The organism is Trichocoleus sp. AS-A1 (assembly GCF_039962015.1).
Lineage (GTDB): Bacteria > Cyanobacteriota > Cyanobacteriia > Cyanobacteriales > FACHB-T130 > FACHB-T130.
This window is the reverse complement of sequence record NZ_JAMPKG010000001.1, coordinates 111,409-136,986: the sequence shown is the minus strand read 5'-3', so window position 1 is coordinate 136,986 and position 25,578 is coordinate 111,409. Positions and strand designations below refer to the sequence as shown.

Genomic DNA, 25,578 nt, shown 5'->3' with positions numbered 1-25,578 from the left:
AGGGCGAAATACACAAGCCAGAAGCAGCATTTCAGTCAGAGCAACTAGCACTTCAGTTCGTTGTATAGAGCGGCGAAACTCAACAGACAAACCTTGAGTTGGGTTTCTTCCCTCAACCCAACCTACAAAGTTAGCTGAGATCGCATACGTGTTTGGTTTTGCGATCGCTAAATCTAGCTCTCAACCCAGAATCCTTGGAGCAGCGGGATAGAACCGAGCCGAGCAGTTCATTTTCATCAAAGACTTGCCTAATTTTCAGGAATCTTTAATCTTTTTAACGAGAATCAGTTCCTTGATTCGGAGCGCCTACCACCTTAGGAGAAGCTCCTGGAGCTTCAGGTTCCGCACCGGGACTGGTTTCAGAATCGGCTTGTTGACTCGTCATACGATATCTCTCATCAAGCGGAGTGTCACCCTCTTCTGTGGTTGGTACAGTTGTTTCGCTTCCAGGATTATCTTGAGGGTCATATTTAACCTCATCTTGCCGATTGTCTTGAGGATTTTCTATTGTCATAAACTGCACCTTATAAATCAGGCTATTCTACTAGGATATTCTTTAGTTTCTTAAGGGTTTTCTATCTCCGGTTAGGACTGGCTCTATGACTAATTTAATAGGAGATATTACTGGGTAATTAGCCAAAAAGTATGATAAAGCACAATTAGAGTTAACATTTGCTATTTATTTGAGCGAGAAGCAAGACTTGCCATCAAGCAAATTGTGATTCTTCTAGGAAGGTGTGTAAAATAGCTGCTTTGATGAAAGTCGATCTAAAAGCTATCATTTGCAATAGACGGTTGTAGAGATTGTCATCGATCCTCAAGCGTTGCGATTACAACTGTTTACCCCATTTCGCCGACGTTGGGTACACCTACCCCTGTCCGATGTTCTTCGTATCGAACTGTTCGATGAGAGGTATGTGGTGCTATTGCGCTATCAACATGAGCGGTTGTGTATCATCCGTACCTGTTATCAAGACTATATGATTGGCTCCAGATTACGGCTCGTTGAACAGGAGTGGCTAGGCACAAAATTGTCTGCATTACTGAAACAGATGTAGGGTTGCGATCTTGAGAAATAGCAATAAACTTGCGATCGCGTCTTCGATCACGTTGGCATCAATTGCTGAATGCGCTGTGGTTCCTCTCCCAGCCAATCTAGATGCTGGGCAGTGCTGTCGAAAATTGATGAAGTTTTGAATGGCTCAAACTCGCCGCGCGATGCGGCTTCTGCCGTTTTTGCTAAAAGCGATCGCACCTGCTCGTCATTCATTGGCTGAAATGTCCGCACCGCCTCAAACGCCTGATCCAGAATCTCCATGCTGTCAATTCCCGTAATCACAACCGATGTCGGCAGATTCAATGCATAGTGCAGACACTCAATTGGCGTTACCGTATTTGACCGTAACAGAATCCCGTTTGCCATGCTTTTCATCCCCAGAATGCCGATGTCCTGTTTAACCAGTTCTGGCACAACCAACTTCGCAAAGCTTCGGTAGTGGGCATCCATCACATTCAGCGGCAACTGAGCCGCATCAAACTTAAACCCATAGCTGGCTGCAACTTCCAGCATATGCAGATGAATCTGGGGGTCTTTGTGCCCGGTGAAGCCAATATATCGGACTTTGCCAGCTTCCCTCGCCTCTATCAAAGCGGCATTTGCCCCTTCTGGGTCGAAAACTCGATGCGGGTCCTCGAACCGGAGGATTTCGTGGTGCTGGACGAGATCGATGCAATCAACTTGCAGACGTTCCAGTGATTCGTCTAGCTGTCTTGCAGCTTCTTTCTTGGAGCGACCGTCAATTTTCGTCATCAGGAATACTTTGTCTCGGTAGCCATCGCGCAACGCTTTCCCCATGCGAATCTCGCTGACTCCGCCGTTGTAATCCCAACTGTTATCCATAAAAGTGATGCCACGATCGATCGCAGCGCGAACAATCCGGATACCCAGTTGCTCATCAACGTTCTTCAATCCGATGTGCCAGCCACCGAGTCCGATCGCAGAAACGCGCTCTCCTGTACTGCCGAGAGTTCGATATAGCATTTCTGAGTTTGGCGTACTTTCTGACATCTGTTCTCCTTGGCTGTCACCGATTGCTTAAGTGCATATAGCTATGAGCAAATTCAAACGCAAGGAAAATTTCATAACATCTTGCTAGAGGCACACGAGAGCTGGATCTTGTAATAGCGGTGTTAGCCCTGTACGCTAAATGACTCATGGAATGAGACAACTCCACTGGGTATCCGTGCGCCGAACGAAATCGCTTGGAAGTATTCAGGTGGGACATCGGGGAGAACGAGATTTGGCTGGCTCTTGAAACCAAAACGGTTGTAGTATTTTGGTTCGCCAAGCAATACACATCCACCTGCACCAAGCTCCCGTAGAGTAGTCAACGCCTGCTTCATAAGCTGTGACCCGATTCCAATGCCTTGATGTTCCGGAGCGACAGAGATCGGACCGAGTCCATACCAATCCTGACTCCCATCGGAAATGGAAACCGGGGACACAGCAACATGACCAACGATTTGTCCATTCACCTCGGCAACGAGAGAAACTGTCAAGTTCCCTGAGTTACGCAAGGCATCAACAATCAACTGCTCAGTGTGGCTAGTATGGGGGGCATTGAGAAATGCGGCAGTTGTCAATGCTTTGATGTCCGCCACATCAGAAGTAACTTCTTTTCTGATTGTTAGATTCATTACGGAGGATTACTTGATTGATTGTGTTGCAAAATTCATAAGCGATCGCGGAAGGTAGCTGTTAGGGTTTGCATGGGTGTGTAGCATTCAGTTTCTAATCTCACTCTTAGGAGGGGCAGCGATGTCTTCTATCGAGGACAACAAAATAATTGCTCGGCGCTGGTTTGAACTCATCAACGAACACAAGATTGAGGATATCTGCGAGATGACTGCCCCGACTTGGAGGATGCATGGTGGTCCGCCAGAGCTTATCCCTGGACCGGACGGGGTTCGCGAACTCTTTCGGACAATGGGTCCTATCGAGCAGAAATGGACGATTGAAGACGTAATTGCTGAGGGTGACAAAGTTGCCGTGCGTGCGATCAACACCTGTGTCCAAGACAGTTTCCTTGGTATACCCGGTCGCGGTCAGCCTCAGACATTCACGGCTACGTTCATTCATTGGATTGCTGACGGCAAGATACTGGAAACTTGGCGAAACGCTGACGATCTCGGACGGATTCTTCAGCTAGGGGCACGGATTGAGTCGGGAACGTCTGAGCAGTAGCCTGAGCAGTAGCCGTGGAGGTAGACTCGATAGTTCAAAAGGTGCCTAGCGTATTTTTCAGTACTGCGATCGCGGGCGGTAGCCTGAAGGATGGCGGTTCAAAAGTTATTTGCCTGATTCAATATCTCAGTGAATTGTAGATAGGGCGGTGATTTAATCGTGTCGATTTTTGGCAAACTTGGGCGATTTGTAAGCTTTTGGTTGGTCGCTACTCATACCCATCCAGGTTAATTATCTTCTCCTGACTTAGGGTTTCGTGGCTCATCACCGCCTGCCTAACTAGGCTAGCTCGCCTATTTGCTTGTTCGGATTTTTGCAAAAAGCGTTCCGCCATCTCACTATCGTTCGTTTCGCCCAGATGTTTAGCCATGTGGCTCATTAACATTTCGCTCTCCTCGATCCCGCGAAGTGTTTTCCAAAGTGAGGCTTCAATAGACTCCGTTACTTCTACAAGCAGAGAATTTAGGGAATAGGCATGTCCTGTATGGCAACGGAACCGGATAATGTTGCCTTCTTTCAGTTGCAGAAGCATCCCGTGGCACTCTGGACAGGTATAGGGAGAGAGCTTCCCAAGCTTCATGATGCCGCTCTCAAAAGCATTGTCTTCCCGCGCTACTTTGACTTCAATGTCCATCTGCTCAGACACCAGATGTCCTCCTTTCTTCTCGACGGCTTCGTTTGTCATCTCAATCAATAAAGCGCCCATTTCTGCGACGGGGACGCACCAATCAACCTCTACCGCTTTCATCGCTTGGATAGGCATGGAGGCGTGAAGTGCATCAAAAGGGTCTTGGACAATCGCTTTCCCGCCTTGCTCCTTCACTGCGTACAGCCCAGATGCCCCATCATCAAGCATTCCAGTAAGAACCACCCCGATCGCTTGATTTCCATAGCTCCGGGCGGCAGAGCGGAATAAGACGTCAATCGAGGGACGAAAGCGATTTTCTTTCGGGCCCTTCGTGACTCGGACATACCCCGATTCGACAAGCAGATGGTGATCGGGGGGAGCAACATAAACCCGTCCCGGTTTGATTGCCTCTTTGTCAATTGCATGGGCGACTGGCAGCGAGCAAACCCGATCCAGAATTTGGGGCAAAACACTTGGATACGCTGGGGCAATATGCCAAACAATAAAAATAGCACCGGGAAAATTGGAGGGGAGTTGAGCAAGGAGCTTTTTCAGGGCTTCCATCCCTCCCGCCGATGCTCCAATGACGACGATCTCAGGCTTTATCACTTATCTTCCTTGACTAAAGGCGATTACCTTGCGGAATTCATGATTTTTAGCGAGAGTAGAACGCATCTACTCACTCAAGTCCAGTCGTTTATGAATGGTAAAAATAGTAAGTGGTATCCTCTTGTGACTGCTAACAGCAAAAACTTATAGGCTGCTTGCGCTTGTTCGTTTCTTCCAGCTTATCGAAACTCGCCTTTGTCTAGCAGGGGAAAAATGGTCGCTAAGAGCAACTGTCTGATTGTTGGTCAATCTAGGCAAAATTCTCTTCTCAGGAGGAGAAGACAAAACTAAGCCTGTAATGCTCTTTCTATAAGCATTACAGGCTTAACCAATCGTATCCACTGCTCGTTTAACGCCTTAAATCAGCGATCGCTCAACCACTATCTGATGAAATCTCCTCAATTCCGGTCAAAGTTTAGTGACGGGTTTAAGATTTGCCAGACCCCTATGAAATAGGGCATCCTGTACAATCAATTCCGGCAAAACATCCTTGAACATTTCCACCGTCTGCTGAATCCGCTCGAAATCTTCGGGATTGTCCAAGCGATCGCGTAGCGTCTCCGAAAGAGAATCGCGCACTTCTCGCTCACCAATCGCAACAACCAACTTAATTTATCCCTTACCGATCATTCATGTAGGGGCATACTGCCATGCCCCTAAGCAAGGAATTGAGGGTGCTTCGCGCTTTCCTGGTATCGTTTACTGTGCGTCGTCTGCGGTGTTCTTGTCGCCCTGTCCCAGCAAGGCGCGAGTAGCGGCAATCACTTCAGGCGCTGCCAGCACTAGAGACGTTAACGAGCAAACCGTCGCCACCTGGCAGTACTCGCAAAAGGCTTTGTTCTCGCTCCACTCTTCACGAGCTAGCTCAAGATTAGTCACCACGTCAATCAGGATCTTGATACCCATTGCAATGGGTAAGAGCGGGTTGCGTCTAGCGCGATCGAGACCACCCGCAGCCGCCAGCCAAGCGGTGATGGCGTAAGTAAGGACCATTATCGGGCCATCGGGTGAGTTAAATCGGCTGTAAGCATAGTTAGATGCGTCAACGCGGTCTGCATCGAAAAGCGTTTGTCCGGGAGGATCGGGTAGATGGCTAATAATCCCGGTCTGATATAGGGTAACGAGCTGTCCCATCGAACCCCCTAGCATAGACAAGCCGATAATCGCTCGGCGACGGCTCATGTGAGGGTTTTGTCCTTTCCGCAGTTCCTGACTTAGTTGTTGTGGCTCCATGAAGCGCAATCCTCGATAACGTATGCGTTGACGGTCGCATCAGCTTGCACGGAGTTTTCAACCGACGAATAGAATACGCAGTCTGCATCCAATTCGGCAGCAATCGCGCCCAATGCTGCCGATGCTGATACTCGAATAAATTGCTTACCATTTTCACGAATCGGTTTGATGCCTACCTCTGACGCTGGAGGTAGTTATAAAATGTTACACTTCATCTCTTTTTGTATTCAAAATTACAAATTGGCTTAACATTTAGATTTCTTTTTCTTCTCACGATTTTTCGTTGGTTTAAGTGAAACTCCCCTTAGGTAAGAGGTTAGCTAGTAAGCAAATAACTATTATTTAAAAGATTGGAAAATTTAAAAGCTTTTATAAGCATCTTTCCCCAAATGGAGGGTCGATTTTATGGTATCGTCTCAATCTCAAGCTAAACGCATTTTATTGGTAGATGATCTAGAGGATAATGTATCCCTCCTAGAGGAGATTTTGGCGGAAGAAGGGTATGAGATTGATAGCGCTAGAAATGGTAAGTCAGCGTTAGCCAAGATAGAAGCATCGCCACCGGATTTAGTGTTGATGGATGCCATGATGCCAGGAATGGATGGTTATGAAGTAACTCGGCGGATTCGGGAAAATCCGCAACTCCCTTTTATTCCGATTCTGATGATTACGGCAAGTGAGAGTGCTAATATCCCTCAAGGATTAGAGTTAGGAGCGAATGACTTCATTCGGAAGCCGATTGATTTTGAGGAGTTAATGGCAAGAATTAAAGCATCTTTGCGATTGAAAAGTATCGTTAATCCTTCTCAATAATTTCAAGAATTATACAGTTAAAACAAAAACCAGATAAAACCAAAATTCAAGAAATTGATTCCAGGGTTTTCACTTCTAGGGGCAAGATGACGGTGAAGGTGGAGCCAACGCCAACCTGGGATACCAGCTCGATTTTGCCTTGCATTAGGTTTACCAGTTGGGCGACAATTGCCAAACCTAAGCCAGTGCTATCGGGCATGCGATCGCGAGTTCCAGCTTGAAAGAAGGGGTCAAAAACCCGCGCCTGGTCTTCAGGAGCAATGCCAATACCAGTGTCGCTCACTGCAATAGACCAGCGGTTATCAGATAACATCTGACACGTTAATTGGACACTTCCTGTCTCTGTGTAGCGAATTGCGTTGCTTAAAAGATTCGTGACAATTTGCTGCAATCGCAAGGCGTCTGTCAGCACTTTTTCAGGAGCGCGTGCAGCAGAACTATCGGCACTAGCCGAATCACAATCAACCACCATTTGTAGCTCTTTGGCTGCTGCCAAAGGCTCCAACATTTCAACTACATTGTTGATTAAAGAGCGTACATCTATTAGTTCTGGGTGCAGTTCTATCTTCCCTGCTGAATACCGGGAAATTTCCAGGGTATCGTTGATCAGGCGCAGTAAGTGCCTGCTATTGCGTAGCACGCGCTCAATGTGTTCCAGATTCGGGAAATTGTCTTGAACTTCAACATTCTTTCGTGAAGAGCGTAACATCAGCTCCGAGTAGCCAATAATTGAATTCAGAGGATTTTTCAGTTCGTGGGCTAGTTGAGAGAGATTATCCTGATTCGCTTTTACCAAGCGAGTGAGTTCTTGATTGGTTAACTCTACCTGACTTTGCACCTGCTGTAGTTCTTGCAATCGCTCCTCTACATAACTTTTGAAGCATTGGGCGATCGCTTCGTCGATGGTCGCGTCAATTGCATTGTAGGTTCGCATCACTTCCGGAACCGTACCCTCTAGTAAATCTGCCTCTAAAGTGGAAAAGATCGTCTGGCGCAGTAGACGATACTCTCGCGCAATTTCAGTGGTAGCGAAACCTTGTTCAGCCCGCAGAACACCATGATGCAAACTGTTCTGGACGATGGACTGAATATCGTTTTCTTGGGAGCGGGAAAGTACAGTTGCCATCGCTTTTAGCACATCAGGAATATGATTCCGGATCGCCGATCTGGGTAAATCGTCAGTGCTGGAAATCTGCCTATCCAAGCGGACTGCTTCAACCCAGTTTTTGGCGATCGCGTCTATTTTTCTAACAAGCAATTGGCTAAAATCCATGATGGCAAGAGGCGTGAGGAGGAATCGGTCAAAACCTTCTTGGCATCATTCTACATTGAGCGATCGCGCAGTTTACTTGTCGGGTAACTGGACTTTAGGAAATCTTTCCAAAGTTCAGCTTCGGCCTTTGTATTCAAAAGTACAAGCTTGCTTAACATTATGTCCTTTCTGTAGGTAGAGGATTAAATAAATTAGCAGGTTTATTTTGGTTTGTGGCTTGTTTACTAGATTGAAAGCTTTGATGATAAGAAGCGACTATAAAACTTTTTTCCAAAACTGTTTTATAGTAAAAAAAGCTCCCAAGAAATACATTGGCGAGCTTTATTAATCCTTAGAGGATGTTTGCAAAGTAAATTGTTTTACAAACAAACTCTAAAAAAACTGAAACCACTCGTATCTCAAAAACAACTCTAATAGTCACTCAGATTTTTGGCTTTGTGTACTCCGGATCGTATTAAAATATCCCTCCCACAATTGCTTCTGAGTTTCGATTGACAGACGAGCCAGCAAAGCCTGAAATTGCAGAGAACTTGCCAGCACTTCTTCCTGAAATTTCAAAATTTTCTCGAAATTCTCGCGGTAACTGGGTGTATTGAAACCTTGCATAGTCGGCATGGTAGAAGTCCAGCTCTTGAGAATACCACTCTGCAACTCGCTTAACTGTCTGGTAAACTGCTCAAAATTATTTGCCCAATCCATTAGTGTTACTCCTGTTACTTTCTTATGGAATACCGATGAGTTGTCCACTATCTTAATCAAATAATAATTGGTGCTTAGCTCTAATGGATGATTTATAAATAAACTAAATTTTTTAAGTTAATTGTAAATATAATTTACAAAAAAGCGTCTTTTGAATTTCGGCGTTACGGTCTTGGGAAAAATCCCTCTGTCGCAGAATAGGGGTTAATTTATTTGCGGGAAGCTATCACAATGGCTGGCTTTAGTTCGACTTTATTGTAAATGGTGAAACCTTCCTGCAACTAATGAAAGTAACCTCAAGAAATATCCCGCCTTAAGTTAGTAAAGTTACAAGACCTGACATTGTAAAAAATAATGAGGATGTATGCAAGAAGCCTATATTGTCTCGGCAGTACGGACACCGCTCGGTCGGTTCGGAGGTGCGTTAGCGGGTTTTTCCCCAGTAGAATTAGGTGCCCACGTCATGCAAGCAGCGTTGGATCGGGCGGAAGTTTCGGGGGAAGATTTAGACCTCTATATCTTTGGTAACGTCCTCAGAGCGGGACACGGGCAGTCTTTGCCCCGTCAAGCAGCTTTCAAAACTGGGATTCCCCAGACGGTCAACGGGTATGCAGTGGATATGGTGTGTTCATCGGGCATGATGAGCGTGATGAACGCCGCCACCGCTATCCGCTCTGGCGAAGCGGAAATCATACTTGCTGGCGGCATGGAATCCATGTCCCAGGCAGGGTTTTTCCTGTCGCATCGAGCCAGATGGGGGTATAAAATGCTACTGGGTGCGCCAGAGCAACTCAGCGATATTTTACTTTACGACGGTCTTACCGATTCCACGACCGGCGAAACGATGGGAGAGCAAGCTGAGCGGCTGGCAGCAGCTTACCAAGTGACGCGGAAGGATTTAGACGAAGTAGCGCTATATTCACAAGCTAGGGCAGCGATCGCAACCGAGAACGGCTGGTTCAACAAGGAGATTGCACCAATAAGAATAGAGGGGAAAAAAGGTTTGCAACTCGTGGACAAAGATGAGGGAATTCGCCCCGAAACCACCTTGCAGAGCCTTGCCAAGCTAAAGCCGGCTTTTCGGGAAGATGGGGTGTTCACGGCTGGAAACAGCAGTCAGATATCCGATGGAGCCGCAGCTTTAGTTTTGGCAAGCAAAATGGCGGTAGAACGCTATAACCTCAAACCCTTAGCCCGTATCCTTGGGGGAGCGTCGATAGGTGGAGAAACTTGGCGCTTCCCAGAGGTTCCGATTCTGGCAGTCAACAAGCTTTTAGACAAGCTCAAGATGAGAATCTACGATTTTGACTTGTTCGAGAACAACGAGGCTTTTGCTCTGAGTAGCGTGCTGTTCAACCGGAAGCTGGGCATTCCTTACGAGAAGCTGAATGTCTATGGAGGAGCGATCGCGCTGGGGCATCCCATCGGTGCGTCGGGGGCGCGAATTATCGTCACGCTGCTCAACGCCTTACAGGAGCGAAATGGACAGATGGGACTGGCATCGGTGTGTCATGGAACTGGTGGCGGAACTGCGATCGCAATTGAGCGGCTTTGATAATTGACACTTCCAAGGCTTTTACAACGTATAGCCGTAGAATTCTTGGTTCAGTAACTCAACTCAGCTTTTCGTGGACTAAACCAAAACATCTAACCTGGGCTAGGTGGAAGAGAACTGGATCAACGACAAAATCAAGATATTCAAGGTTTTTTTCGCTTGAAATAACCCATTTCCAGAACTAAGGTAGTGGTGTTCGTTCGGGTTCTCAAAGCAAGGCGTGAACAACGCCTCTAAAAACTCTCTGAGTAATATTTGGGTAACTCGTATTGAGCTACATTACCTTTGCCGTGAAACGGGTATCAATCAAACTATTTTCCTACAGGATAACAAAGCATGGTTACAACAATAGACGATACAAAGCGGATGGCGATCTCTGAAAGATTGGCAGACTTGAAAGCCTTTCTAAATTTAATCATCTCTAACGAGCAAAAACTCATAGATTCTTGCCCTTATGAAGATGTCCGCGAGCGTCTGCAAAATATGCTTTCTGATGACCAGAAACACCTGGGCATCATAGACACTGTAATCGTTCAATACGGCATTCAATCTGAACCGAGTGCTGCAACCAAGATATTTATTCCGCAGTTTGAGCAGATGATGTCAGGTGATGAGTTTACCTATTATCAAAAACTCATTCACCACGAACTGATAAAGCATGGTCAAGCCATGAGTGGAATCATGATCCACAAAGCCGCTCAAGTTGTAGGGGCTGATATTGAACTGGCAATTGGGCCTCTCAATACTGTTAACTTCGAGGGTCGCGCTCACCAAGAACAGCTCAAGGGGATGCTCGAACAGGTGGGAGTCCGCGAAATGACTGGTCAAGACGCGCATCAGGGACTCTGGGCAAGGGTGCAAGATGCAGTTGCTGCCCTATCGGGTGTAGCTGGCAGTGTGGTTACGCAAAACACTGACAAGCAAGATATGAATATCCAGACCCTTATCCGGCTGGATCATGAGAAAGTGAATACACTTTTCACTGAAGTTGGGGCGACGAAAGATCCTCAAAAGCTCCAAGAGTATTTCGGGCAAATCTACAAAGATTTATTAACACACGCTCAAGCGGAAGAAGAAGTCGTGTACCCGAAAGTACGCTCGTTCTACGGCGATGACAATACTCAAGAGCTTTACGACGAGCAAGCGCAAATGAAGCAGATGCTCGATGAAATTAAGGCGATTGACCCTGCTAATGCCGACCATTTCAGATCAAAAATTAAAGACCTAATGGAAGTGGTTGGCGACCACATTCGCCAAGAAGAATTTACGATGTTCACGGCAATTGACAAAAATTGTAGCACTGAGCAGAAAGAGCAAATGGCTACTGAATTCAAAGCTGCCAAGAGCAAGATTCAGCAAGAAATGTCAGCCTAATTGCAATAAAAGTCAGCATCTTGCTGTACTGATTACATACACAATTCGCGATTTGTAGGGGCATGGCAATGCCATGCCCCTACGTAGGAAATTGGGCGTTAATAAATCCATCCTCCCAACCTACAACTGCAAATATTGGCGCTAAGCGGCGAAGACACTGGAATCAGTAATAGAAATAGGGGTGAAAGTGGCTCATGGTGTCTTTGGGACTGGAAGATAAAGTCGTTTTGGTAACGGGTGGTAATCGAGGGATAGGAGCCGCTATCGTCAGTCTCTTGGAGGAGCTGGGAGCTAAGGTAGCTTACACCCACCGCAGCGCTACCAATGGTCAGCATAAAGCGATCGCAATTCCAGCTGATGTAACCGACAAGGCAGCGATGGAAGCAGTAGCAGAACAGGTTGAAGAGAAACTAGGGTCAATTTACGGGATTGTAGCGAATGCGGGGATTACCCAAGACAACTTTTTTCCCAAACTGACGACCCAAGACTGGGATGCCGTAATTGACACTAACTTGAAAGGAGTGTACAACACGCTGATGCCCGTTATCCCCAAGATGTACGAGCGGAAAGAAGGCTCTGTGGTTTGCATTAGCTCGATTTCGGGTGAGCGGGGAAACATCGGTCAAACGAACTACGCCGCAACCAAGGCGGCTGTGATTGGTTTAACCAAGTCCCTCGCTTTAGAGGCGGCTCGTTATGGGGTACGAGTCAACGCTGTATCACCGGGATTTATTGAGACTGATATGGTTAAGTCGGTGCCAGATAAGGTGAAAGAGCGCATTGTGTCCGAGATTCCGCTTCGTCGCTTCGGTAAACCGGAGGAAGTTGCTTGGGCAGTTGCATTCCTGCTTTCACCGAGCGCAAGCAGCTACGTCACTGGCGAAGTTGTGAGAGTCAACGGCGCTCATCACACTTAAGGGCGATAGCGATCGCATTGGGTTGAATGAACATTCAACACTAATAATTAAACTTCATTATTTAGATGGGATTGGAGCCAAGCGTGAAAACAGAGGTTGAAGAGCGGCGAATCAATGTAAGCGGTTTAAGCATCCGGTACTTTAAAGCAGGCGATGATGGTCTACCGTTAGTGCTGCTACATGGAGATAGTGCCAGCGCTCTTGATTGGTCTTGGGTGCTTCCCAACCTGGGAGCTACCTATCGCGTCTATGCGCCGGACTTTCCCGGTTTTGGTGATAGTGCCAAACCATCCCTTGAGTACACGCCAGAGTTTCTTAAGCAGTTCTTGGTTGATTTTCTGGACGCGCTGGGAATTGAGCGGGCGGTGCTAGTGGGCAACTCCCTAGGCGGTCAAGTTGCGTTACGCTTTGCCCTATCCCGTCCCGGACAAGTCGCAGCTTTGGTGCTGGTAGATAGTTCTGGGCTTGGTTACGCTGTCACCCCGTTACTGTCCCAGTTAACTTTACCTGGGTATGGGGATGTAGCGATCGTTGGGTGCCAAACGCCTCTTGGTGCTAAGATGCGGTCTTGGTTACGGGCGACACTGTTTTTCGCCCACCCCGCGCAGGCTCCCGCGGTGTGGATAGCAGAGCAAGAGCGAATGTCTCAGATGCCCGGTTTTCTTCAAGCTACTCTGACCTCCCTGCGCGCCCAGCTGAATGTATTTGGACAGCATCAAGTGTTTCTCGACTCTTTAGGAGAGTTACCGATGCCGACTCTTATCGTCTGGGGGACGGAGGATTTGGTTCTGCCAAAAGAGCAAGCTCACGACGCGGTTAGCCGCCTCAAGCAAGGGCACCTTGCCTTAATCCCTGACTGCGGTCACTTACCCCATGTCGAACGCCCGGAAATTTTCAGTGCCCAGTTGAGCCAGTTTCTCGCTGGAGTTGCTGCTTAGAAAACTGTCAACCCTGCGGCTGATGTAGGCACGCTTGCTCTGGCTTATTTATTGGGTAGAAGTTGAACTCGTAGATTTCAATTAAATCAAGCATTTCTAGATTGACTTCACCTCCAGAGGTGAAGAATTTTTAATGAGGACTTTAAGGAGTAGCATTGATGCAACTGAAGCCAATCAATCAGCAGGTCGTTGCAGTCGTGGGAGCGAGCAGCGGCATCGGGCGGGAAACAGCCCTCCAATTTGCCAAGAAAGGGGCAAAGGTGGTAGTTTCCGCTCGCAGTGAGTCGAAGCTAGCATCCTTGGTGGAAGAGATTCAAAGCTTTGGTGGTGAGGCAACTGCTATCGTTGCCGATGTGACGGTATTCGAGCAGGTCAAAGCGATCGCAGACCGTACTGTAGAGGTGTACGGGCGACTCGATACCTGGGTGCATTGCCCCGCGATTGCCGTTTATGCCGCTTTCGATAAGACAAAACCAGAAGAGTTCAAGCGGGTTATTGATGTCGGACTGATTGGGCAAGCATACGGTGCAATGGCGGCACTCCCCCATCTCAAGCGTGAGGGGCGAGGGGCGCTGATCCATCTGTCTTCAGTCTTGGGCAGGCGAAGTCTCCCGCTTCAAAGTTCCTACTGCACCGCAAAGCACGGTATGGAGGGATTCATCGAAGCCCTGCGTGTCGAACTGCAACATGAGAAAATCCCCATCAGCGTCACGAGTGTCAAACCCGCCGCCGTCAACACACCTCTGTACAACAATGCGCTCACAAGGTTAGGTGTGAAGCCAGCCAGCCTACCGCCTTTTTACGAACCGAGTTTAGTGGCTGATGCGGTTCTCTACGTTGCCGAACATCCAACTCGTGACTTCCTGGTTGGGGATGCGGCTAGAACGCTAGATTTGCTTCAACGGCTTTCACCTGGACTGGTAGATGCCATATTGCAGCGGGTTGCCTTTAAACTCCAGCGCACCGACGAGCCAAAGTCAGACGATGCGCCAAGCAATCTTTATGAATCTATCCCAGCCCATGACCGAGTTAAGGGAGATTTTAGCAACTTAGCAATACCGAGCGTTACCGACTGGCTGGATAAAAATCCCGCTTTCAAGTGGGGTGCCTTGGCAGGTGTGGTCGCACTCGGAGCGGCTCTTTTAACCCTGCCAACAGAAGTCACTCTCCCTCACTAGCTGCTGTTGAGCGTTCGGCATCTTCAGTCTCTTCCTGATAGTCCTTTGCTTCTGCTTCTTCCGACAGTGGCGAAATAATTAGCGGGTTGCTTGCCGAATCGCCTAAATTAACATAGGCATCTGGAGCTGGCATCGATGGTGTATCTGGTGTATCAATGTTTCCAGTGATTTCTAGGTCTATTGGTTTGGTGTCGGGATCTGGGGTTGCCATAAACTGCTCTTAGTTAGGATTAATCTAGATTGATAATTTTTTTCTGGGAGTTCCCTGATTGCAAGGGTTTACTGGAATCTCACTGAAAATGCGATCGCGCTCCACACAATACTCAATGCTCCGGATAATCTTCCGCAGACATGGGGTCTAACTCCCATCGACCAGCGTCCCGTGACTCCAAAATATCGTTTGTCTGAAGAGATACGCCGTCGTCATAATCAAGCCCAACAGCAACTCCGAGTTCGTCAACAACATTCTGATCGGGAGTAGCAACAGTTCCCCCTACTGCTTCGTCACCAACCGCTTCCGCCTGATCCCAACGAGCATCGATATCTCCTCCGGTTAGTTCTGGGCCAGCCGATGTGTACTGCTCCATGCGATCGCGCATGGTTCGCCCACCAATTTCTAGTCCTGGCTCTTGGGCAACACCCGTTCCCAAGGATTCAGTAATTGCCTGGGGTAAATCTGAAATAATTGGTTCGCCAGTATCTTCTACGGGGATATCTGAAACTAGGTCAGTATCTTCAATGGGTATATCTGAAAGATTTCCTTGTTTGCGTGTATTGCCTTCGTTGTCTGCTTTCCTAGTTTTATCAGCCATAATGCTTTATGTGAATCCTGCGAATACCTATAAATGCAACATATCTAAAGATGAGACTAGCAAAATCCACAAATAGGATGAAAATTTATTATTCCTGCAAATAAAAAACTTTATTCATCGTGAATTTAAAGCTCTATGTATCTACGGGCACTTCGTAGCTTAATGCTAAACCATGCTTTGGGTAGAAGCTGAGTGAAGGCATAGTAATTATTCTGCTTAGAAGCACATAAATTTGTCTGAGTAGTTATCAGTAGATTGAGCAAGCGCTCGCGGCTTCCAATATGCCCCTTTTAACTGATGAGGAATCAGGCAAGATCCTAATTTTTGATTTTTACAATATCCAGAGCGCTTTTAACTCTGCTTAAGTACAATGTTTGTTTCTCTATTGCTTAGTATGATGTAATTATTGAAAAGTTGATTTTGTAGATTCCAATTAGACCAAACGTTCTAGAAAAACTTTACCTTTAAGGTGAATTCTTTGGCATAAAAACTTTAAGGAGTAGCATTAATGCAACTAAAACCAATCAATCAGCAGGTTGTTGCCGTCGTTGGGGCGAGCAGCGGCATCGGGCGCGAGACAGCCCTTCAGTTCGCCAAGAAAGGGGCAAAGTTAGTTGTCTCAGCTCGTAGTGAGTCGAAGCTAGCATCCTTGATGGACGAGATTCGTACCCTTGGTGGTGAAGCAACGGCTGTGGTAGCTGATGTGTCAGAATTCGAGCAGGTGAAGGCGATCGCAGATCGTACCGTAGAGGTATACGGGCGGCTCGATACCTGGGTACACCTCCCTGCCGTGGGCATCTTTGCCACATTCGACAACACCACACCAGAAGAGTTTAAGCGCGTTATTGATGTTAGCTTGATGGGGCAGGTATACGGTGCAATGGCGGCGCTACCCCATCTCAAGCGAGAGGGACGGGGGGCGCTAATCCACATTTCTTCAATGGAGGGCGTGCGAAGTCTCCCTTATCAAAGTGCATACTCCGCAGCCAAGCATGGGATTGAGGGATTCCTCGAAGCAATGCGCGTCGAGCTACAACATGAGGGCATCCCCATCAGCGTGACGAGTGTAAAACCAGCGGTCATCAATACACCTTTTTGGAACAATGGTCTCACCAAGCTAGGCGTGAAGCCGTCAGGGATACCGCCCTACTACGACCCCAGGCTGGTCGTAGACGCAATCCTCTATGTTGCCGAACATCCCACTCGTGATTACTTGGTTGGGGATGCAGCGAGAGCGCTAGATGCACTACAGCGGCTCTCGCCGGAACTGGCAGATACCTTGTTGCTACTCATCGGCTTCCAAGCCCAACGAACCAATGAGCCGAAGTCCCCAAGCGATCGCAACAACCTTTATGAGCCTGTCCCCGACGATACTAGAGTGGATGGAGATTTTAGCAATCTGGTGATACCGAGCTTTACTGACTGGCTGGCTAAGAATCCGGCTCTCCAGTTGGGTGCGATCGCTAGTACGGTTGCCTTAGCTTTGCTCGCGACACAAGTTTTCAAAAACGAAGAGTGAATTGAGTGCTGTGTCGATCGTGTTTTAAATATCTGTAAGGGCATGAAACTACCATGCCCCTACTTCTCAAATCAACATTAACCAGTAATCGACTCTTTAACCATTCACGTCATTTAAGCGCGAGGTGATAAACCGATCCATCCATTTCGCTAAATAAGCTTGATTCGCTGCTTGCTCAGAGGGATCGGTGGTGTCAATGGGGTGGGGTGCCAGTCCCAAAATTGCAGCAGTGGTCACGCAAAACATCGACTTTTGGAAACTGATGCAAATTTGCACCCGCAAATCATCTTCTCCCCGAAGGCTGCGACGGTATAAATCGTATAAATATTCGGGTATAAAATGACGCATATCTTGCATCAGTTGCGTCGGTGGAATTCCAGCACCGCCAACCGGCAGTGGATCGGCATAGAGAGCGCCGTATTCAAATCTACTTTGATCGGGAGAAATTTGCTGAGCCTGGGCATTATAGGAAACCGTTCCTAAGAAAGGCGTCCCTCTAAAGAAAATCGTTTCCACATAGGGCACAGCGACATCAGGTAAAAAGGTTAACCCGGCTGATTTGGGAATGATGTCATAAACCTTGTCTTGAATTTTTACTGAGTAAGTAATTGGCGAAGCCGCCGCTGCGACCAAACCCGCCAGGATATGTTCTACCACATCAGGGATTGATTTGATTTCTCCTCGGTCATAGCGGTCAGATAAGGTGAGAAACATTTCGCTCATCACCTCCCAGAATTGACCGAGAGCGCTGTAATAAACTTGCTGACGGACTTGTTCGAGCAAAAACTCTGGAAACAGTTTGTCCAGACCTCTAATGGGCAAGTTTGTTTTAATTTTGGCTTCGATTGCGGTTCTCGCGTGCTGGTAGAACTCCGGTGAATCTAAGTAAGCATCCATACTACCGCCACCGTGCCATAGCATCACCTTCATCACGTACTCGGCGTACTCATAATTAATCCGGTCGTGCCACCAATGGCGCAGCAACTTCTTAAAAGTAATCTCGCCATTGAAGTATTTAAAGAAGGGAAACAGCACTAAGAATTGATGATCGGCAATGTAGAGGAGATTTTTATAATAAGCATCCAGGACGATTCCATAGCTTTTGAGAATGCCGACAACTTCTAATACATTCTCTGGCGTATCCTCAAGTAAAGCTTTTCCAGATTGCAGCCGGTTAATATACGCGGCTAGAGGGTGATTTGAGAATTTTAAAGCGGTGCTTGGCATGAGACTTATTCGTAACCGTAAAATGTGTATGAAAAAATTAAAAGAGGAAATATTTTCAGAACTGCCTGCTGATTGACTCCCCCGACTCCTTCCCTAAGAGGGGAGAGGAGTCATTTTCCCGCTTCCCTGGTCGGGAAGAAGGTTGGGGTATTCGGTCTATTCGGTTTTGATATCCACCGATTTAGCAATCGGAGAAACTTCCGCGACCATACTCGATCGGTTGAGCATGGCTGTCATCGTGGATTCACTCCAACGCACCATCCAGTTAGGCTGTATTCCCAGGATGACAATCAGAACTGCTAAAAGCATCGCCGGGTAGCGATCGCTCCACTGGACGGGTGGCAAATTCATAGCTTTTTCAGACAGGCGTCCGAAAAAGGCGCGGTTAACCAAAAGCAAAAAGTACACGGCGGTTAAACCTGTTCCCACCAGACACAGGAGGGTTTGAACCGGAAACACGGGGAAACTGCCCCGGAATACCAAAAATTCTGAAATAAAACCTACCATGCCGGGAATCCCGGAACTTGCCATGACCCCGACTATCATCAAGCTACCAATTAGGGGCAAGCCGCGCTCTGGATTGAGCAAACCCTTGAGAGTTTCTATATCGCGGGTGCCTGTCTTGTTGTAAACGACACCTACCACCAGAAACAGGAGCGATGAAATTAAGCCGTGGGCAATCATTTGGAAGACGGCTCCCATCAGGCTTAGGGGGGTGGCGGCGGCGGCGGCTAATAGGATGTAACTCATGTGAGCAATGGAGCTATAAGCCACCATTTTTTTCATATCTTTTTGAGCGATCGCATTGAATGCACCATACAACGCGCTCACGACCGCCCAAGTCGCCAACCAAGGTGCCACAACCGCCCACGCTTCGGGAAACAAACCCAATCCAAACCGCAGTAACCCATAGGTTCCTAACTTCAACAACACACCAGCCAACAGGACGGAAACGGGCGTTGAGGCTTCTACGTGAGCGTCCGGCAACCAGGTGTGGAAGGGAACTAAAGGAATTTTGATGCCAAAGCCTACCAAAATTCCTGCCAACAGCAGAAATTGTGTTCCCAAGGGTAGGGACAGGGCATACAATTTTTCAAATTCAAACGTCGAGGCACCACTGAGTAGCACTAACCCAAAGAAAGATGCCAAAATTAGAATTCCAGAGACTGCCGTATAAATAAGAAACTTTGTGGCTGCGTAGCCTCGCCGTTGTCCTCCCCAGATAGCAATCAACAGATACAGCGGAATCAGTTCTACCTCATAAAAGAGGAAAAACAACAGCAAATCCTGCGCTAAAAAGGCACCAGAGACAGCCCCATTCAACAATAAAATTAGAGCGTAATAGAACCGAGGTCTCTGAATAGAGTCATTCGTGCTGTAAAGCGCTATTCCTGTTAAAAGACTATTTAAAACGAGCAAAGGCAAAGACAAGCCATCCACACCGAGATGGTAGGTCAATCCTAAGGTGTCAATCCAAGGGATAAACTCAGAAAACTGTAACAGTCCCTCTGTATATTGAAACTGGCTCACTAGGAAAATAGACCAGATAAAGACACCACTAATAACAGCCAGAGCCACTTTCCGGGGGACTTGCGGGTTCATGGTTCCGGGCAGAAACCCGATTATCGCAGCGCCTATTACCGGCAACCAAATCAAAGCACTGAGCATACTAGGGAACGGGTAATTTTTAATGGGTAGTTGGTAGTTGGTCGTAAGGGTAAGAGGGAATGGATTGGGGATTCCATTACCCATTCTTTCTTACCAATTACCTAAGGACAACTCGGAACTCAAAACACTTAAAATGGGCCAGAGTATGAGAATGCTTAAAACGCTTAATCCTACGAGGATGGTGAGTAAATAAAACTGGGACTGACCTGTAGCGTTGTACTTTAAGCTTTGCCCACTGAAAATTGTGGCAACGCCAACCAAGTTAACGAATCCATCTACTACATAGCGATCGATCCAAGCATTTAACCGGGAAAGTCGGTCAACTGCAAAAACCACACTCACGCGGTAAAGTCGGTCAATATAAAAGTCGTAGGCGAACAAGTCTTGCAGAAATCTGAAGGGAATCCGAACGGATCTAGACCAAGTTCTGGGTAGATAAATCACGCTTCCTAGAACTGTGCCAATTAAGCCGGAAATCACCAGTAGCAGCAACGCTTGTTGGTTGAGATATTCCCAATCAGGCAGCAGTGACAAGCGCTGCATCATCACAGGGACGAGCAGTGTGACTACGATCAAAGACACCATCGGCACAGCCATCGGCCAAGGAACCTCTGGTGCCCTGCGAGTTTTTGCCTGGGGTTCGCCTAAGAAAACCAGACGAAACACGCGAGTCAAATTTACGGCGGTCAGGCAGTTAACTAAGAGCAAGACTGCTACCAGCCAGGGTTGGTTTGTGAAAAAGTCATCAATCCCCAGGCGCAGCGCCCAAAAGCCTCCCAATGGTAAGAGTCCGACTAATCCAGCGCTGCCGACCAAAAAGGCAGTGGTGGTCGCTGGCATCCGCGACCAGAGACCGCCCATTTCCGTAAGGTTTTGGTTGTTGGTGGTGATGATGATGGAACCGATACTCATGAACAATAACGCTTTGGCGATCGCGTGGGCAAACAGCAACATCAGGGCAAAACCCGTCCATTGCAACCCGACGGCGATAAACACCAAACCCAAGTAAGCGCTGGTGGAATGGGATAAAGCTCGTTTAATATCAATTTGCGCGATCGCCACCAACGAAGCACCAATCGCCGTCATTGTGCCAATCGCCACCAAGGTCGCCGAAGCCACCGGGGAAAGGATTAAGATTGGCTGGAGTTTAATCAGCACATAAGCACCACAAGCCACCACGACCGAGTTTCGCAAGATTGAAGCCGGGTTAGGCCCTTCCATCGCCTCATCTAGCCAAAGATGCAGCGGGAATTGGGCACATTTTCCCACCGGCCCAGCAATCAATGCCAATCCTAATAACGTGGATGTTAATGGCGATAAGGTAGCCGTTTCCGCCCACTCATATAAATCGGGAAAATCCAAGGTTCCTGCTACAGTCGATAGCGCTACCACCCCCATCAATAGCAAGATGTCTCCCACCCGCTTGGTTAGGAAGGCATCTCGCGCGGCTGTCACCACTAGCGGCTGAGCATACCAGAACCCTACCAGTAAATAGGTGGAAAGGGTCAGCACTTCCAACAAGGCATAGGTGAGAAACAAAGAGTCGCTAATGGCTAAGCCACTCATCGCCCCTTCAAAAAATCCCATCAAGGCAAAGAAGCGAGCTAATGCCCAGTCTTTCTCCATATACCCCAAGGCAAACAGTTGCGCCAGGAGGCTTAAGCCCGTCACTAGCTCCATTGCCCCAACACTTACGGCTGAGATATCCAAAGCAACGGTCAGATCTAAATCTGCCACCTGTAGCCAATGGAATACAAGCTTTATCGGCTCTTGGTTCCAGGTACTTCTGAAGACAATCGTGCCGTGTACAAACGCCAAGATAGTCATCAACAGGTTAAAGTAAGCTGCTGGGCGTGGGCCTGTCCGACGAATAAATCCAGTTGACCACGGCAGGGTAAGAACTGCCCCCAGTAATCCATAGAAAGGCACCCACCAACTTGTCTGGGTGAGAAACTCTGTCATATTAGGAAAGCCCTTGCTATTTTCTTCATCAATCGACTTGCTCACCAAGAGGCACTCGGAAGTAGTTCCCAGGCAAACTATGGCGATCTTGTAAACGTCAGATTAATAGGTTTATTTTTTTTTCAGTATGACGTTTTTTTGCTGTAAATTAACACTTGAGAACTCCAAAAATTATTTATACTCATCTTGAACTCTCCTCATAGCTATTAAAAACATCGGTATGTTTACCTACTATACCTGTGTTTATAAAGCAAATTTGAAAAATTTATACCTTGAAAAGCTTTCGCTTATTAGTGTCTAATTTTGACACGGACTAAGCCCTAGGAAAGTCTTCATTTTTTTTTGAAAATCCCCCCCAGTGCGGTTTACAGGAGATAATCCTGTAGACTATTCAAAAGTAATAAAGAAATTATAAAACATAAGGAAGCATTCCAGAAACGGATAAGCTTTTATTGAACAGAAACGCCATTTTGACGACCGTTAAGTTTTCTTAAACTCTTTAATATAAAAATATCATAATAGTTTATATTGTCAAGTAAGCCTCGCTTCTCTATGCTTAATGATGCGAGGCTAAGCGATAGTTCTTGAGATGAAAGAATGGGTGTCCTCGTCCAAATTTTACAAGAAGTACAAATTAAGGCGAGTGTAGGTCCCACTAGGTAGGAGATAATAAATGCCAATTGCGGTTGGAATGATTGAGACCAAGGGCTTTCCAGCGATTGTAGAAGCTGCGGATGCGATGGTTAAAGCGGCTCGAGTTACACTGGTAGGCTATGAAAAAATTGGCAGTGCCCGGGTAACGGTAATTGTTCGGGGGGATGTGTCTGAGGTGCAGGCGTCAGTATCCGCCGGAGTGGATGCAGCCAAGCGCGTGAATGGCGGAGAAGTTCTGTCCACTCACATCATTGCGCGTCCTCATGAGAACCTGGAGTATGTGCTACCGATTCGATACACGGAAGTTGTCGAACAGTTCCGGACGTAAGGAGGGTGAAGACGCCAGCAGCGCTCCGGTGGCGGTGTTCCCTTATATATTTTTAGGTCGCGTCTCAACTGGAAACCCCGAAAAGTCCAAATTTTCAAGTCAAAACACTTAAATTAAGCGAAGGAAGAACTGATGGCAATTGCAGTTGGAATGATTGAAACACTAGGCTTTCCTGCCGTTGTGGAAGCTGCGGATGCGATGGTAAAAGCTGCCCGCGTCACGCTAGTGGGTTATGAAAAAATTGGCAGCGGTCGCGTCACCGTGATCGTTCGGGGAGATGTTTCGGAAGTACAGGCTTCTGTATCGGCGGGCGTTGATTCCGTAAAGCGAGTGAATGGCGGTCAAGTACTGTCCACTCACATTATTGCGCGTCCCCACGAGAACCTGGAGTACGTTCTGCCCATTCGTTACACGGAAGCTGTTGAACAATTCCGGGAAAGTGTTAGTGGCATTCGTCCTTTCAATAGGCCGTAAGATTAGGTCATGGGTAAGGGGTAATGGGTCATCGGTAATGGGAAAAGACCTTTTTCCCAATTACCAATTACCTTGTTTCCTTTTTTCCCCAATTACCGATCATGCAAATTGCCAAAGTTCGTGGCACGGTTGTTAGCACCCATAAAGAGCCTGGCCTTCGAGGCGTCAAGCTATTGCTGTTGCAATTTATTGATGAAGAGGGGCAGATCCTACCCCAATACGAGGTAGCTGGCGATCAGGTAGGCGCTGGTATAGATGAGTGGGTTCTGGTTAGCCGTGGGAGTGCTGCCCGGATTGTAGATGGCAGCGAAAAGCGTCCTCTCGATGCGATGGTGGTGGCGATTATTGACACGGTCAGTGTAGACAATCGCCTCCTGTACAGCAAGAAAGAACAATATCGTTAGTTACTTTGTTCAGTTAGTGAGGTTTAGAGATATGGCAGCCCGCAGCTTTGCGGCTCCCCCGACCCCTTGGTCAAAAAGTTTGGCGGAACCGAAGATTGACGCAAGCGCTTACGTGCATTCTTTTTCCAACATTATTGGAGATGTGCGGATTGGCCCTCAGGTGTTAATTGCACCGGGAACTTCGATCCGAGCTGATGAAGGAGCGCCATTCTACATCGGCGAAGGCACGAATATCCAAGATGGTGTCGTGGTTCACGGTTTGGAACAAGGTCGAGTCGTTGGGGATGACAATCAGGAATACTCGGTGTGGGTCGGGAAGAATGCTTCCTTAACCCATATGTCTTTGATTCACGGCCCCGCTTATGTCGGGGATAATTGCTTTATTGGCTTCCGCTCTACGGTATTTAACGCTAGGGTGGGCAAAGGCTGCATTGTGATGATGCACGCCTTGATTCAGGATGTAGAGATTCCTCCAGGAAAGTATGTCCCTTCGGGAGCGGTGATTACCAATCAGCAGCAAGCTGACCGCCTATCGGATGTGCAAGCACAAGATACCGACTTTAGCCGTCATGTCGTTGGGATTAATGAGGCACTAAGAGCTGGCTATCTGTGTGCTGGAGATACTGCGTGTATTACACCTATTCGGGATGAGATGAGTCAACCCAACCAAGGTGGGCGCGATCGCCGTGCAGCTACACCAGCTTCGACGAGTGCCTCTTTTAGCGGTGACTTGGCACAACAAGTGCAAAGCCTGCTGAATCAAGGCTACAAGATTAGTACCGAATATGCGAACGAACGCCGCTTCCGCACGAGTTCCTGGACGAGTGGGAAAGCAATCGAAGCTCGGTCAGCCTCGGAAGCGATCGCAGCTTTAGAAGCAATCGTAGCCGAACACTCAGGGGAATACGTGCGCTTAATTGGCATTGACTCCAAAGCCAAGCGACGGGTGCTAGAGCAAATTATCCAACGTCCCGACGGGCAGGCACCCACACAAGCCAAAGCAACTAAAACTGCTAACACTAAATCTAATAACGGTAGCACCCAATCACCCGCTAACACAGCTAGCTTCCAGGGTGGGGACTTGGCACAACAAGTGCAAAGCCTGCTGAATCAAGGCTACAAGATTAGTACCGAATATGCGAACGAACGCCGCTTCCGTACCAGTTCCTGGACAAGTGGGAAAGCAATCGAAGCTCGGTCGGCATCGGAAGCGATCGCAGCTTTAGAAGCAATCGTAGCCGAACACCCAGGGGAATACGTGCGCTTGATTGGCATTGACTCCAAAGCCAAGCGACGGGTGCTAGAGCAAATTATCCAACGTCCCGGCGGGCAGGCACCCACACAAGCCAAAGCAACTAAAACTGCTAACACTAAATCTAACAACGGTAGCGCCCAATCACCGGCTAACACCGCTAGCGCACAGCTCGGCGGCGACTTGGCACAACAAGTGCAAAGCCTGCTGAATCAAGGCTACAAGATTAGTACCGAATATGCGAACGAACGCCGCTTCCGTACCAGTTCCTGGACAAGTGGGAAAGCAATCGAAGCTCGGTCGGCATCGGAAGCGATCGCAGCTTTAGAAGCAATCGTAGCCGAACACCCAGGGGAATACGTGCGCTTGATTGGCATTGACTCCAAAGCCAAGCGACGGGTGCTAGAGCAAATTATCCAACGTCCCGACGGCGCACCTATGGCGAAGGGTGCCAAAACTGCCCCAGCCAATAGTTCAACAGCCAATAGTTCAACAGCCAGCGCTCCGCAGATTGAAAACAGTTCTCTGTTAAATTCAGAAGCGATTGAGCAGGTGCGAAATATATTGGCTCAAGGCTACAAGATTGGCACGGAACACGCCGATGAGCGCCGCTTCCGCACCAGTTCTTGGCACACTTGCTCTCCGATTGAAACAAATCGGGAAGTAGAAGCGATCGCTGCTTTGGAAGCTTGCATGGCTAGCCACGCCGGAGAGTACGTGCGCTTCTTTGGAATTGACCCCAAAGCCAAGCGTCGCGTCAACAAACCGTTGCTGATTCAACAGCCAGCGAAGAGCGGTAGCCGCTAGAACAAGGATG

26 protein-coding genes are annotated in these 25,578 nt (G+C 47.8%); 13 read left to right on the top strand and 13 right to left on the bottom strand.

Annotated elements, in window-relative coordinates:
* Nucleotides 1-274 precede the first annotated feature (274 nt).
* Complete coding sequence (locus NC994_RS00635) at nucleotides 275-514, bottom strand: hypothetical protein (RefSeq protein ID WP_190436200.1); 240 nt, start codon at nucleotides 512-514, stop codon at nucleotides 275-277.
* A gap of 310 nt (nucleotides 515-824) precedes the next feature.
* Between NC994_RS00635 and NC994_RS00630 the strand changes: the two genes are divergently transcribed.
* Nucleotides 825-1,058, top strand: a complete 234-nt coding sequence (locus NC994_RS00630) for a hypothetical protein (protein WP_190436197.1) — start codon at nucleotides 825-827, stop codon at nucleotides 1,056-1,058.
* A 47-nt stretch (nucleotides 1,059-1,105) separates the two neighbouring features.
* On the opposite strand, the gene NC994_RS00625 is transcribed toward NC994_RS00630, so the two are convergent.
* Both NC994_RS00625 and NC994_RS00620 read right to left on the bottom strand, forming a co-directional pair.
* Nucleotides 1,106-2,068, bottom strand: coding sequence for an aldo/keto reductase (locus NC994_RS00625; RefSeq protein ID WP_190436195.1), 963 nt, complete (start codon nucleotides 2,066-2,068; stop codon nucleotides 1,106-1,108).
* Between the two features lie 122 nt (nucleotides 2,069-2,190).
* Nucleotides 2,191-2,697 carry an N-acetyltransferase gene (locus tag NC994_RS00620; protein ID WP_190436192.1) on the bottom strand — a complete coding sequence of 169 codons (507 nt, stop codon included), beginning with the start codon at nucleotides 2,695-2,697 and terminating at the stop codon, nucleotides 2,191-2,193.
* A gap of 121 nt (nucleotides 2,698-2,818) precedes the next feature.
* Here NC994_RS00620 and NC994_RS00615 point away from each other — a divergent pair, with 121 nt between their 5' ends.
* Nucleotides 2,819-3,244: a nuclear transport factor 2 family protein gene (locus tag NC994_RS00615; RefSeq protein ID WP_190436189.1), complete on the top strand. Its 426-nt coding sequence runs from the start codon at nucleotides 2,819-2,821 to the stop codon at nucleotides 3,242-3,244.
* Between the two features lie 208 nt (nucleotides 3,245-3,452).
* Here NC994_RS00615 and NC994_RS00610 read toward each other — a convergent pair whose 3' ends face one another.
* The 3 genes from NC994_RS00610 to NC994_RS00600 all read right to left on the bottom strand — a co-directional run bounded on the left by NC994_RS00610 (nucleotide 3,453) and on the right by NC994_RS00600 (nucleotide 5,714).
* Nucleotides 3,453-4,481 (bottom strand): chemotaxis protein CheB, encoded by a 1,029-nt coding sequence (locus tag NC994_RS00610; RefSeq protein ID WP_339380190.1) that lies wholly within the window; start codon nucleotides 4,479-4,481, stop codon nucleotides 3,453-3,455.
* Between the two features lie 408 nt (nucleotides 4,482-4,889).
* Entirely contained in the window at nucleotides 4,890-5,087 is a 198-nt protein-coding gene (locus NC994_RS00605) for a hypothetical protein (RefSeq protein ID WP_190436185.1), read from the bottom strand.
* 93 nt (nucleotides 5,088-5,180) lie between these two features.
* Complete coding sequence (locus NC994_RS00600; protein WP_190430598.1) at nucleotides 5,181-5,714, bottom strand: vitamin K epoxide reductase family protein; 534 nt, start codon at nucleotides 5,712-5,714, stop codon at nucleotides 5,181-5,183.
* A 405-nt stretch (nucleotides 5,715-6,119) separates the two neighbouring features.
* Between NC994_RS00600 and NC994_RS00595 the strand changes: the two genes are divergently transcribed.
* Nucleotides 6,120-6,527 (top strand): response regulator, encoded by a 408-nt coding sequence (locus NC994_RS00595; protein ID WP_190436182.1) that lies wholly within the window; start codon nucleotides 6,120-6,122, stop codon nucleotides 6,525-6,527.
* 46 nt (nucleotides 6,528-6,573) lie between these two features.
* On the opposite strand, the gene NC994_RS00590 is transcribed toward NC994_RS00595, so the two are convergent.
* Together NC994_RS00590 and NC994_RS00585 are read right to left on the bottom strand one after the other, a co-directional pair.
* Entirely contained in the window at nucleotides 6,574-7,800 is a 1,227-nt protein-coding gene (locus NC994_RS00590) for a sensor histidine kinase (RefSeq protein ID WP_190436179.1), read from the bottom strand.
* 417 nt (nucleotides 7,801-8,217) lie between these two features.
* The gene (locus tag NC994_RS00585) at nucleotides 8,218-8,499 is read right to left on the bottom strand and encodes a hypothetical protein (RefSeq protein ID WP_190430600.1); all 282 of its coding nucleotides are present in this window, start codon (nucleotides 8,497-8,499) and stop codon (nucleotides 8,218-8,220) included.
* A 364-nt stretch (nucleotides 8,500-8,863) separates the two neighbouring features.
* Between NC994_RS00585 and phaA the strand changes: the two genes are divergently transcribed.
* The 5 genes from phaA (at nucleotide 8,864) to NC994_RS00560 (ending at nucleotide 14,461) form a co-directional block, all read left to right on the top strand.
* A complete protein-coding gene (phaA, locus tag NC994_RS00580) occupies nucleotides 8,864-10,054 on the top strand; it encodes an acetyl-CoA acetyltransferase PhaA (protein WP_190436176.1) in 1,191 nt (396 codons plus the stop codon).
* 336 nt (nucleotides 10,055-10,390) lie between these two features.
* Nucleotides 10,391-11,428, top strand: a complete 1,038-nt coding sequence (locus NC994_RS00575; RefSeq protein ID WP_190436173.1) for a hemerythrin domain-containing protein — start codon at nucleotides 10,391-10,393, stop codon at nucleotides 11,426-11,428.
* A 194-nt stretch (nucleotides 11,429-11,622) separates the two neighbouring features.
* Entirely contained in the window at nucleotides 11,623-12,345 is a 723-nt protein-coding gene (gene phaB, locus NC994_RS00570; RefSeq protein WP_190436171.1) for an acetoacetyl-CoA reductase PhaB, read from the top strand.
* An 83-nt stretch (nucleotides 12,346-12,428) separates the two neighbouring features.
* Nucleotides 12,429-13,283 carry an alpha/beta fold hydrolase gene (locus NC994_RS00565; protein ID WP_347276597.1) on the top strand — a complete coding sequence of 285 codons (855 nt, stop codon included), beginning with the start codon at nucleotides 12,429-12,431 and terminating at the stop codon, nucleotides 13,281-13,283.
* Nucleotides 13,284-13,441: 158 nt separating this feature from the next.
* Nucleotides 13,442-14,461, top strand: coding sequence for an SDR family oxidoreductase (locus NC994_RS00560; protein WP_190436165.1), 1,020 nt, complete (start codon nucleotides 13,442-13,444; stop codon nucleotides 14,459-14,461).
* On the opposite strand, the gene NC994_RS00555 is transcribed toward NC994_RS00560, so the two are convergent.
* Together NC994_RS00555 and NC994_RS00550 are read right to left on the bottom strand one after the other, a co-directional pair.
* Nucleotides 14,445-14,672 carry a hypothetical protein gene (locus tag NC994_RS00555; protein WP_190436162.1) on the bottom strand — a complete coding sequence of 76 codons (228 nt, stop codon included), beginning with the start codon at nucleotides 14,670-14,672 and terminating at the stop codon, nucleotides 14,445-14,447. The genes NC994_RS00560 and NC994_RS00555 overlap by 17 nt on opposite strands.
* A 112-nt stretch (nucleotides 14,673-14,784) precedes the next feature.
* A complete protein-coding gene (locus NC994_RS00550; RefSeq protein ID WP_190412138.1) occupies nucleotides 14,785-15,273 on the bottom strand; it encodes a DUF6335 family protein in 489 nt (162 codons plus the stop codon).
* A 508-nt stretch (nucleotides 15,274-15,781) separates the two neighbouring features.
* Between NC994_RS00550 and NC994_RS00545 the strand changes: the two genes are divergently transcribed.
* Nucleotides 15,782-16,792, top strand: a complete 1,011-nt coding sequence (locus NC994_RS00545; protein ID WP_190436160.1) for an SDR family oxidoreductase — start codon at nucleotides 15,782-15,784, stop codon at nucleotides 16,790-16,792.
* 96 nt (nucleotides 16,793-16,888) lie between these two features.
* Here the strand turns inward: NC994_RS00545 and NC994_RS00540 are convergent, their stop codons facing one another.
* From NC994_RS00540 to NC994_RS00530, 3 genes are all read right to left on the bottom strand, one after another.
* Nucleotides 16,889-18,019 carry a CO2 hydration protein gene (locus tag NC994_RS00540; RefSeq protein ID WP_190412140.1) on the bottom strand — a complete coding sequence of 377 codons (1,131 nt, stop codon included), beginning with the start codon at nucleotides 18,017-18,019 and terminating at the stop codon, nucleotides 16,889-16,891.
* 156 nt (nucleotides 18,020-18,175) lie between these two features.
* Nucleotides 18,176-19,687, bottom strand: coding sequence for an NADH-quinone oxidoreductase subunit M (locus NC994_RS00535; protein ID WP_190412282.1), 1,512 nt, complete (start codon nucleotides 19,685-19,687; stop codon nucleotides 18,176-18,178).
* 90 nt (nucleotides 19,688-19,777) lie between these two features.
* Entirely contained in the window at nucleotides 19,778-21,649 is a 1,872-nt protein-coding gene (locus NC994_RS00530; RefSeq protein WP_190436600.1) for an NAD(P)H-quinone oxidoreductase subunit F, read from the bottom strand.
* A 673-nt stretch (nucleotides 21,650-22,322) separates the two neighbouring features.
* On the opposite strand from NC994_RS00530, the gene NC994_RS00525 reads away from it, so the two are divergent.
* The 4 genes from NC994_RS00525 (at nucleotide 22,323) to NC994_RS00510 (ending at nucleotide 25,568) form a co-directional block, all read left to right on the top strand.
* A complete protein-coding gene (locus NC994_RS00525; protein WP_190412141.1) occupies nucleotides 22,323-22,631 on the top strand; it encodes a carbon dioxide-concentrating mechanism protein CcmK in 309 nt (102 codons plus the stop codon).
* Between the two features lie 132 nt (nucleotides 22,632-22,763).
* A complete protein-coding gene (locus NC994_RS00520; protein ID WP_190412142.1) occupies nucleotides 22,764-23,105 on the top strand; it encodes a BMC domain-containing protein in 342 nt (113 codons plus the stop codon).
* A gap of 101 nt (nucleotides 23,106-23,206) precedes the next feature.
* Complete coding sequence (locus tag NC994_RS00515; RefSeq protein WP_190412143.1) at nucleotides 23,207-23,509, top strand: EutN/CcmL family microcompartment protein; 303 nt, start codon at nucleotides 23,207-23,209, stop codon at nucleotides 23,507-23,509.
* A 31-nt stretch (nucleotides 23,510-23,540) separates the two neighbouring features.
* Nucleotides 23,541-25,568 (top strand): ribulose bisphosphate carboxylase small subunit, encoded by a 2,028-nt coding sequence (locus NC994_RS00510; RefSeq protein WP_190436158.1) that lies wholly within the window; start codon nucleotides 23,541-23,543, stop codon nucleotides 25,566-25,568.
* The last annotated feature ends 10 nt before the right edge of the window (nucleotides 25,569-25,578 follow it).

Bases quoted from the DNA above. Each gene is read 5' to 3' on its own strand.
- NC994_RS00635 (WP_190436200.1), bottom strand. From the start codon at position 514: ATGACAATAGAAAATCCTCAAGACAATCGGCAAGATGAGGTTAAATAT.
- NC994_RS00625 (WP_190436195.1), bottom strand. From the start codon at position 2,068: ATGTCAGAAAGTACGCCAAACTCAGAAATGCTATATCGAACTCTCGGC.
- NC994_RS00620 (WP_190436192.1), bottom strand. From the start codon at position 2,697: ATGAATCTAACAATCAGAAAAGAAGTTACTTCTGATGTGGCGGACATC.
- NC994_RS00615 (WP_190436189.1), top strand. From the start codon at position 2,819: ATGTCTTCTATCGAGGACAACAAAATAATTGCTCGGCGCTGGTTTGAA.
- NC994_RS00600 (WP_190430598.1), bottom strand. From the start codon at position 5,714: ATGGAGCCACAACAACTAAGTCAGGAACTGCGGAAAGGACAAAACCCT.
- NC994_RS00595 (WP_190436182.1), top strand. From the start codon at position 6,120: ATGGTATCGTCTCAATCTCAAGCTAAACGCATTTTATTGGTAGATGAT.
- NC994_RS00590 (WP_190436179.1), bottom strand. From the start codon at position 7,800: ATGGATTTTAGCCAATTGCTTGTTAGAAAAATAGACGCGATCGCCAAA.
- NC994_RS00585 (WP_190430600.1), bottom strand. From the start codon at position 8,499: ATGGATTGGGCAAATAATTTTGAGCAGTTTACCAGACAGTTAAGCGAG.
- phaA (WP_190436176.1), top strand. From the start codon at position 8,864: ATGCAAGAAGCCTATATTGTCTCGGCAGTACGGACACCGCTCGGTCGG.
- NC994_RS00575 (WP_190436173.1), top strand. From the start codon at position 10,391: ATGGTTACAACAATAGACGATACAAAGCGGATGGCGATCTCTGAAAGA.
- phaB (WP_190436171.1), top strand. From the start codon at position 11,623: ATGGTGTCTTTGGGACTGGAAGATAAAGTCGTTTTGGTAACGGGTGGT.
- NC994_RS00560 (WP_190436165.1), top strand. From the start codon at position 13,442: ATGCAACTGAAGCCAATCAATCAGCAGGTCGTTGCAGTCGTGGGAGCG.
- NC994_RS00555 (WP_190436162.1), bottom strand. From the start codon at position 14,672: ATGGCAACCCCAGATCCCGACACCAAACCAATAGACCTAGAAATCACT.
- NC994_RS00550 (WP_190412138.1), bottom strand. From the start codon at position 15,273: ATGGCTGATAAAACTAGGAAAGCAGACAACGAAGGCAATACACGCAAA.
- NC994_RS00545 (WP_190436160.1), top strand. From the start codon at position 15,782: ATGCAACTAAAACCAATCAATCAGCAGGTTGTTGCCGTCGTTGGGGCG.
- NC994_RS00540 (WP_190412140.1), bottom strand. From the start codon at position 18,019: ATGCCAAGCACCGCTTTAAAATTCTCAAATCACCCTCTAGCCGCGTAT.
- NC994_RS00535 (WP_190412282.1), bottom strand. From the start codon at position 19,687: ATGCTCAGTGCTTTGATTTGGTTGCCGGTAATAGGCGCTGCGATAATC.
- NC994_RS00530 (WP_190436600.1), bottom strand. From the start codon at position 21,649: ATGACAGAGTTTCTCACCCAGACAAGTTGGTGGGTGCCTTTCTATGGA.
- NC994_RS00525 (WP_190412141.1), top strand. From the start codon at position 22,323: ATGCCAATTGCGGTTGGAATGATTGAGACCAAGGGCTTTCCAGCGATT.
- NC994_RS00520 (WP_190412142.1), top strand. From the start codon at position 22,764: ATGGCAATTGCAGTTGGAATGATTGAAACACTAGGCTTTCCTGCCGTT.
- NC994_RS00515 (WP_190412143.1), top strand. From the start codon at position 23,207: ATGCAAATTGCCAAAGTTCGTGGCACGGTTGTTAGCACCCATAAAGAG.
- NC994_RS00510 (WP_190436158.1), top strand. From the start codon at position 23,541: ATGGCAGCCCGCAGCTTTGCGGCTCCCCCGACCCCTTGGTCAAAAAGT.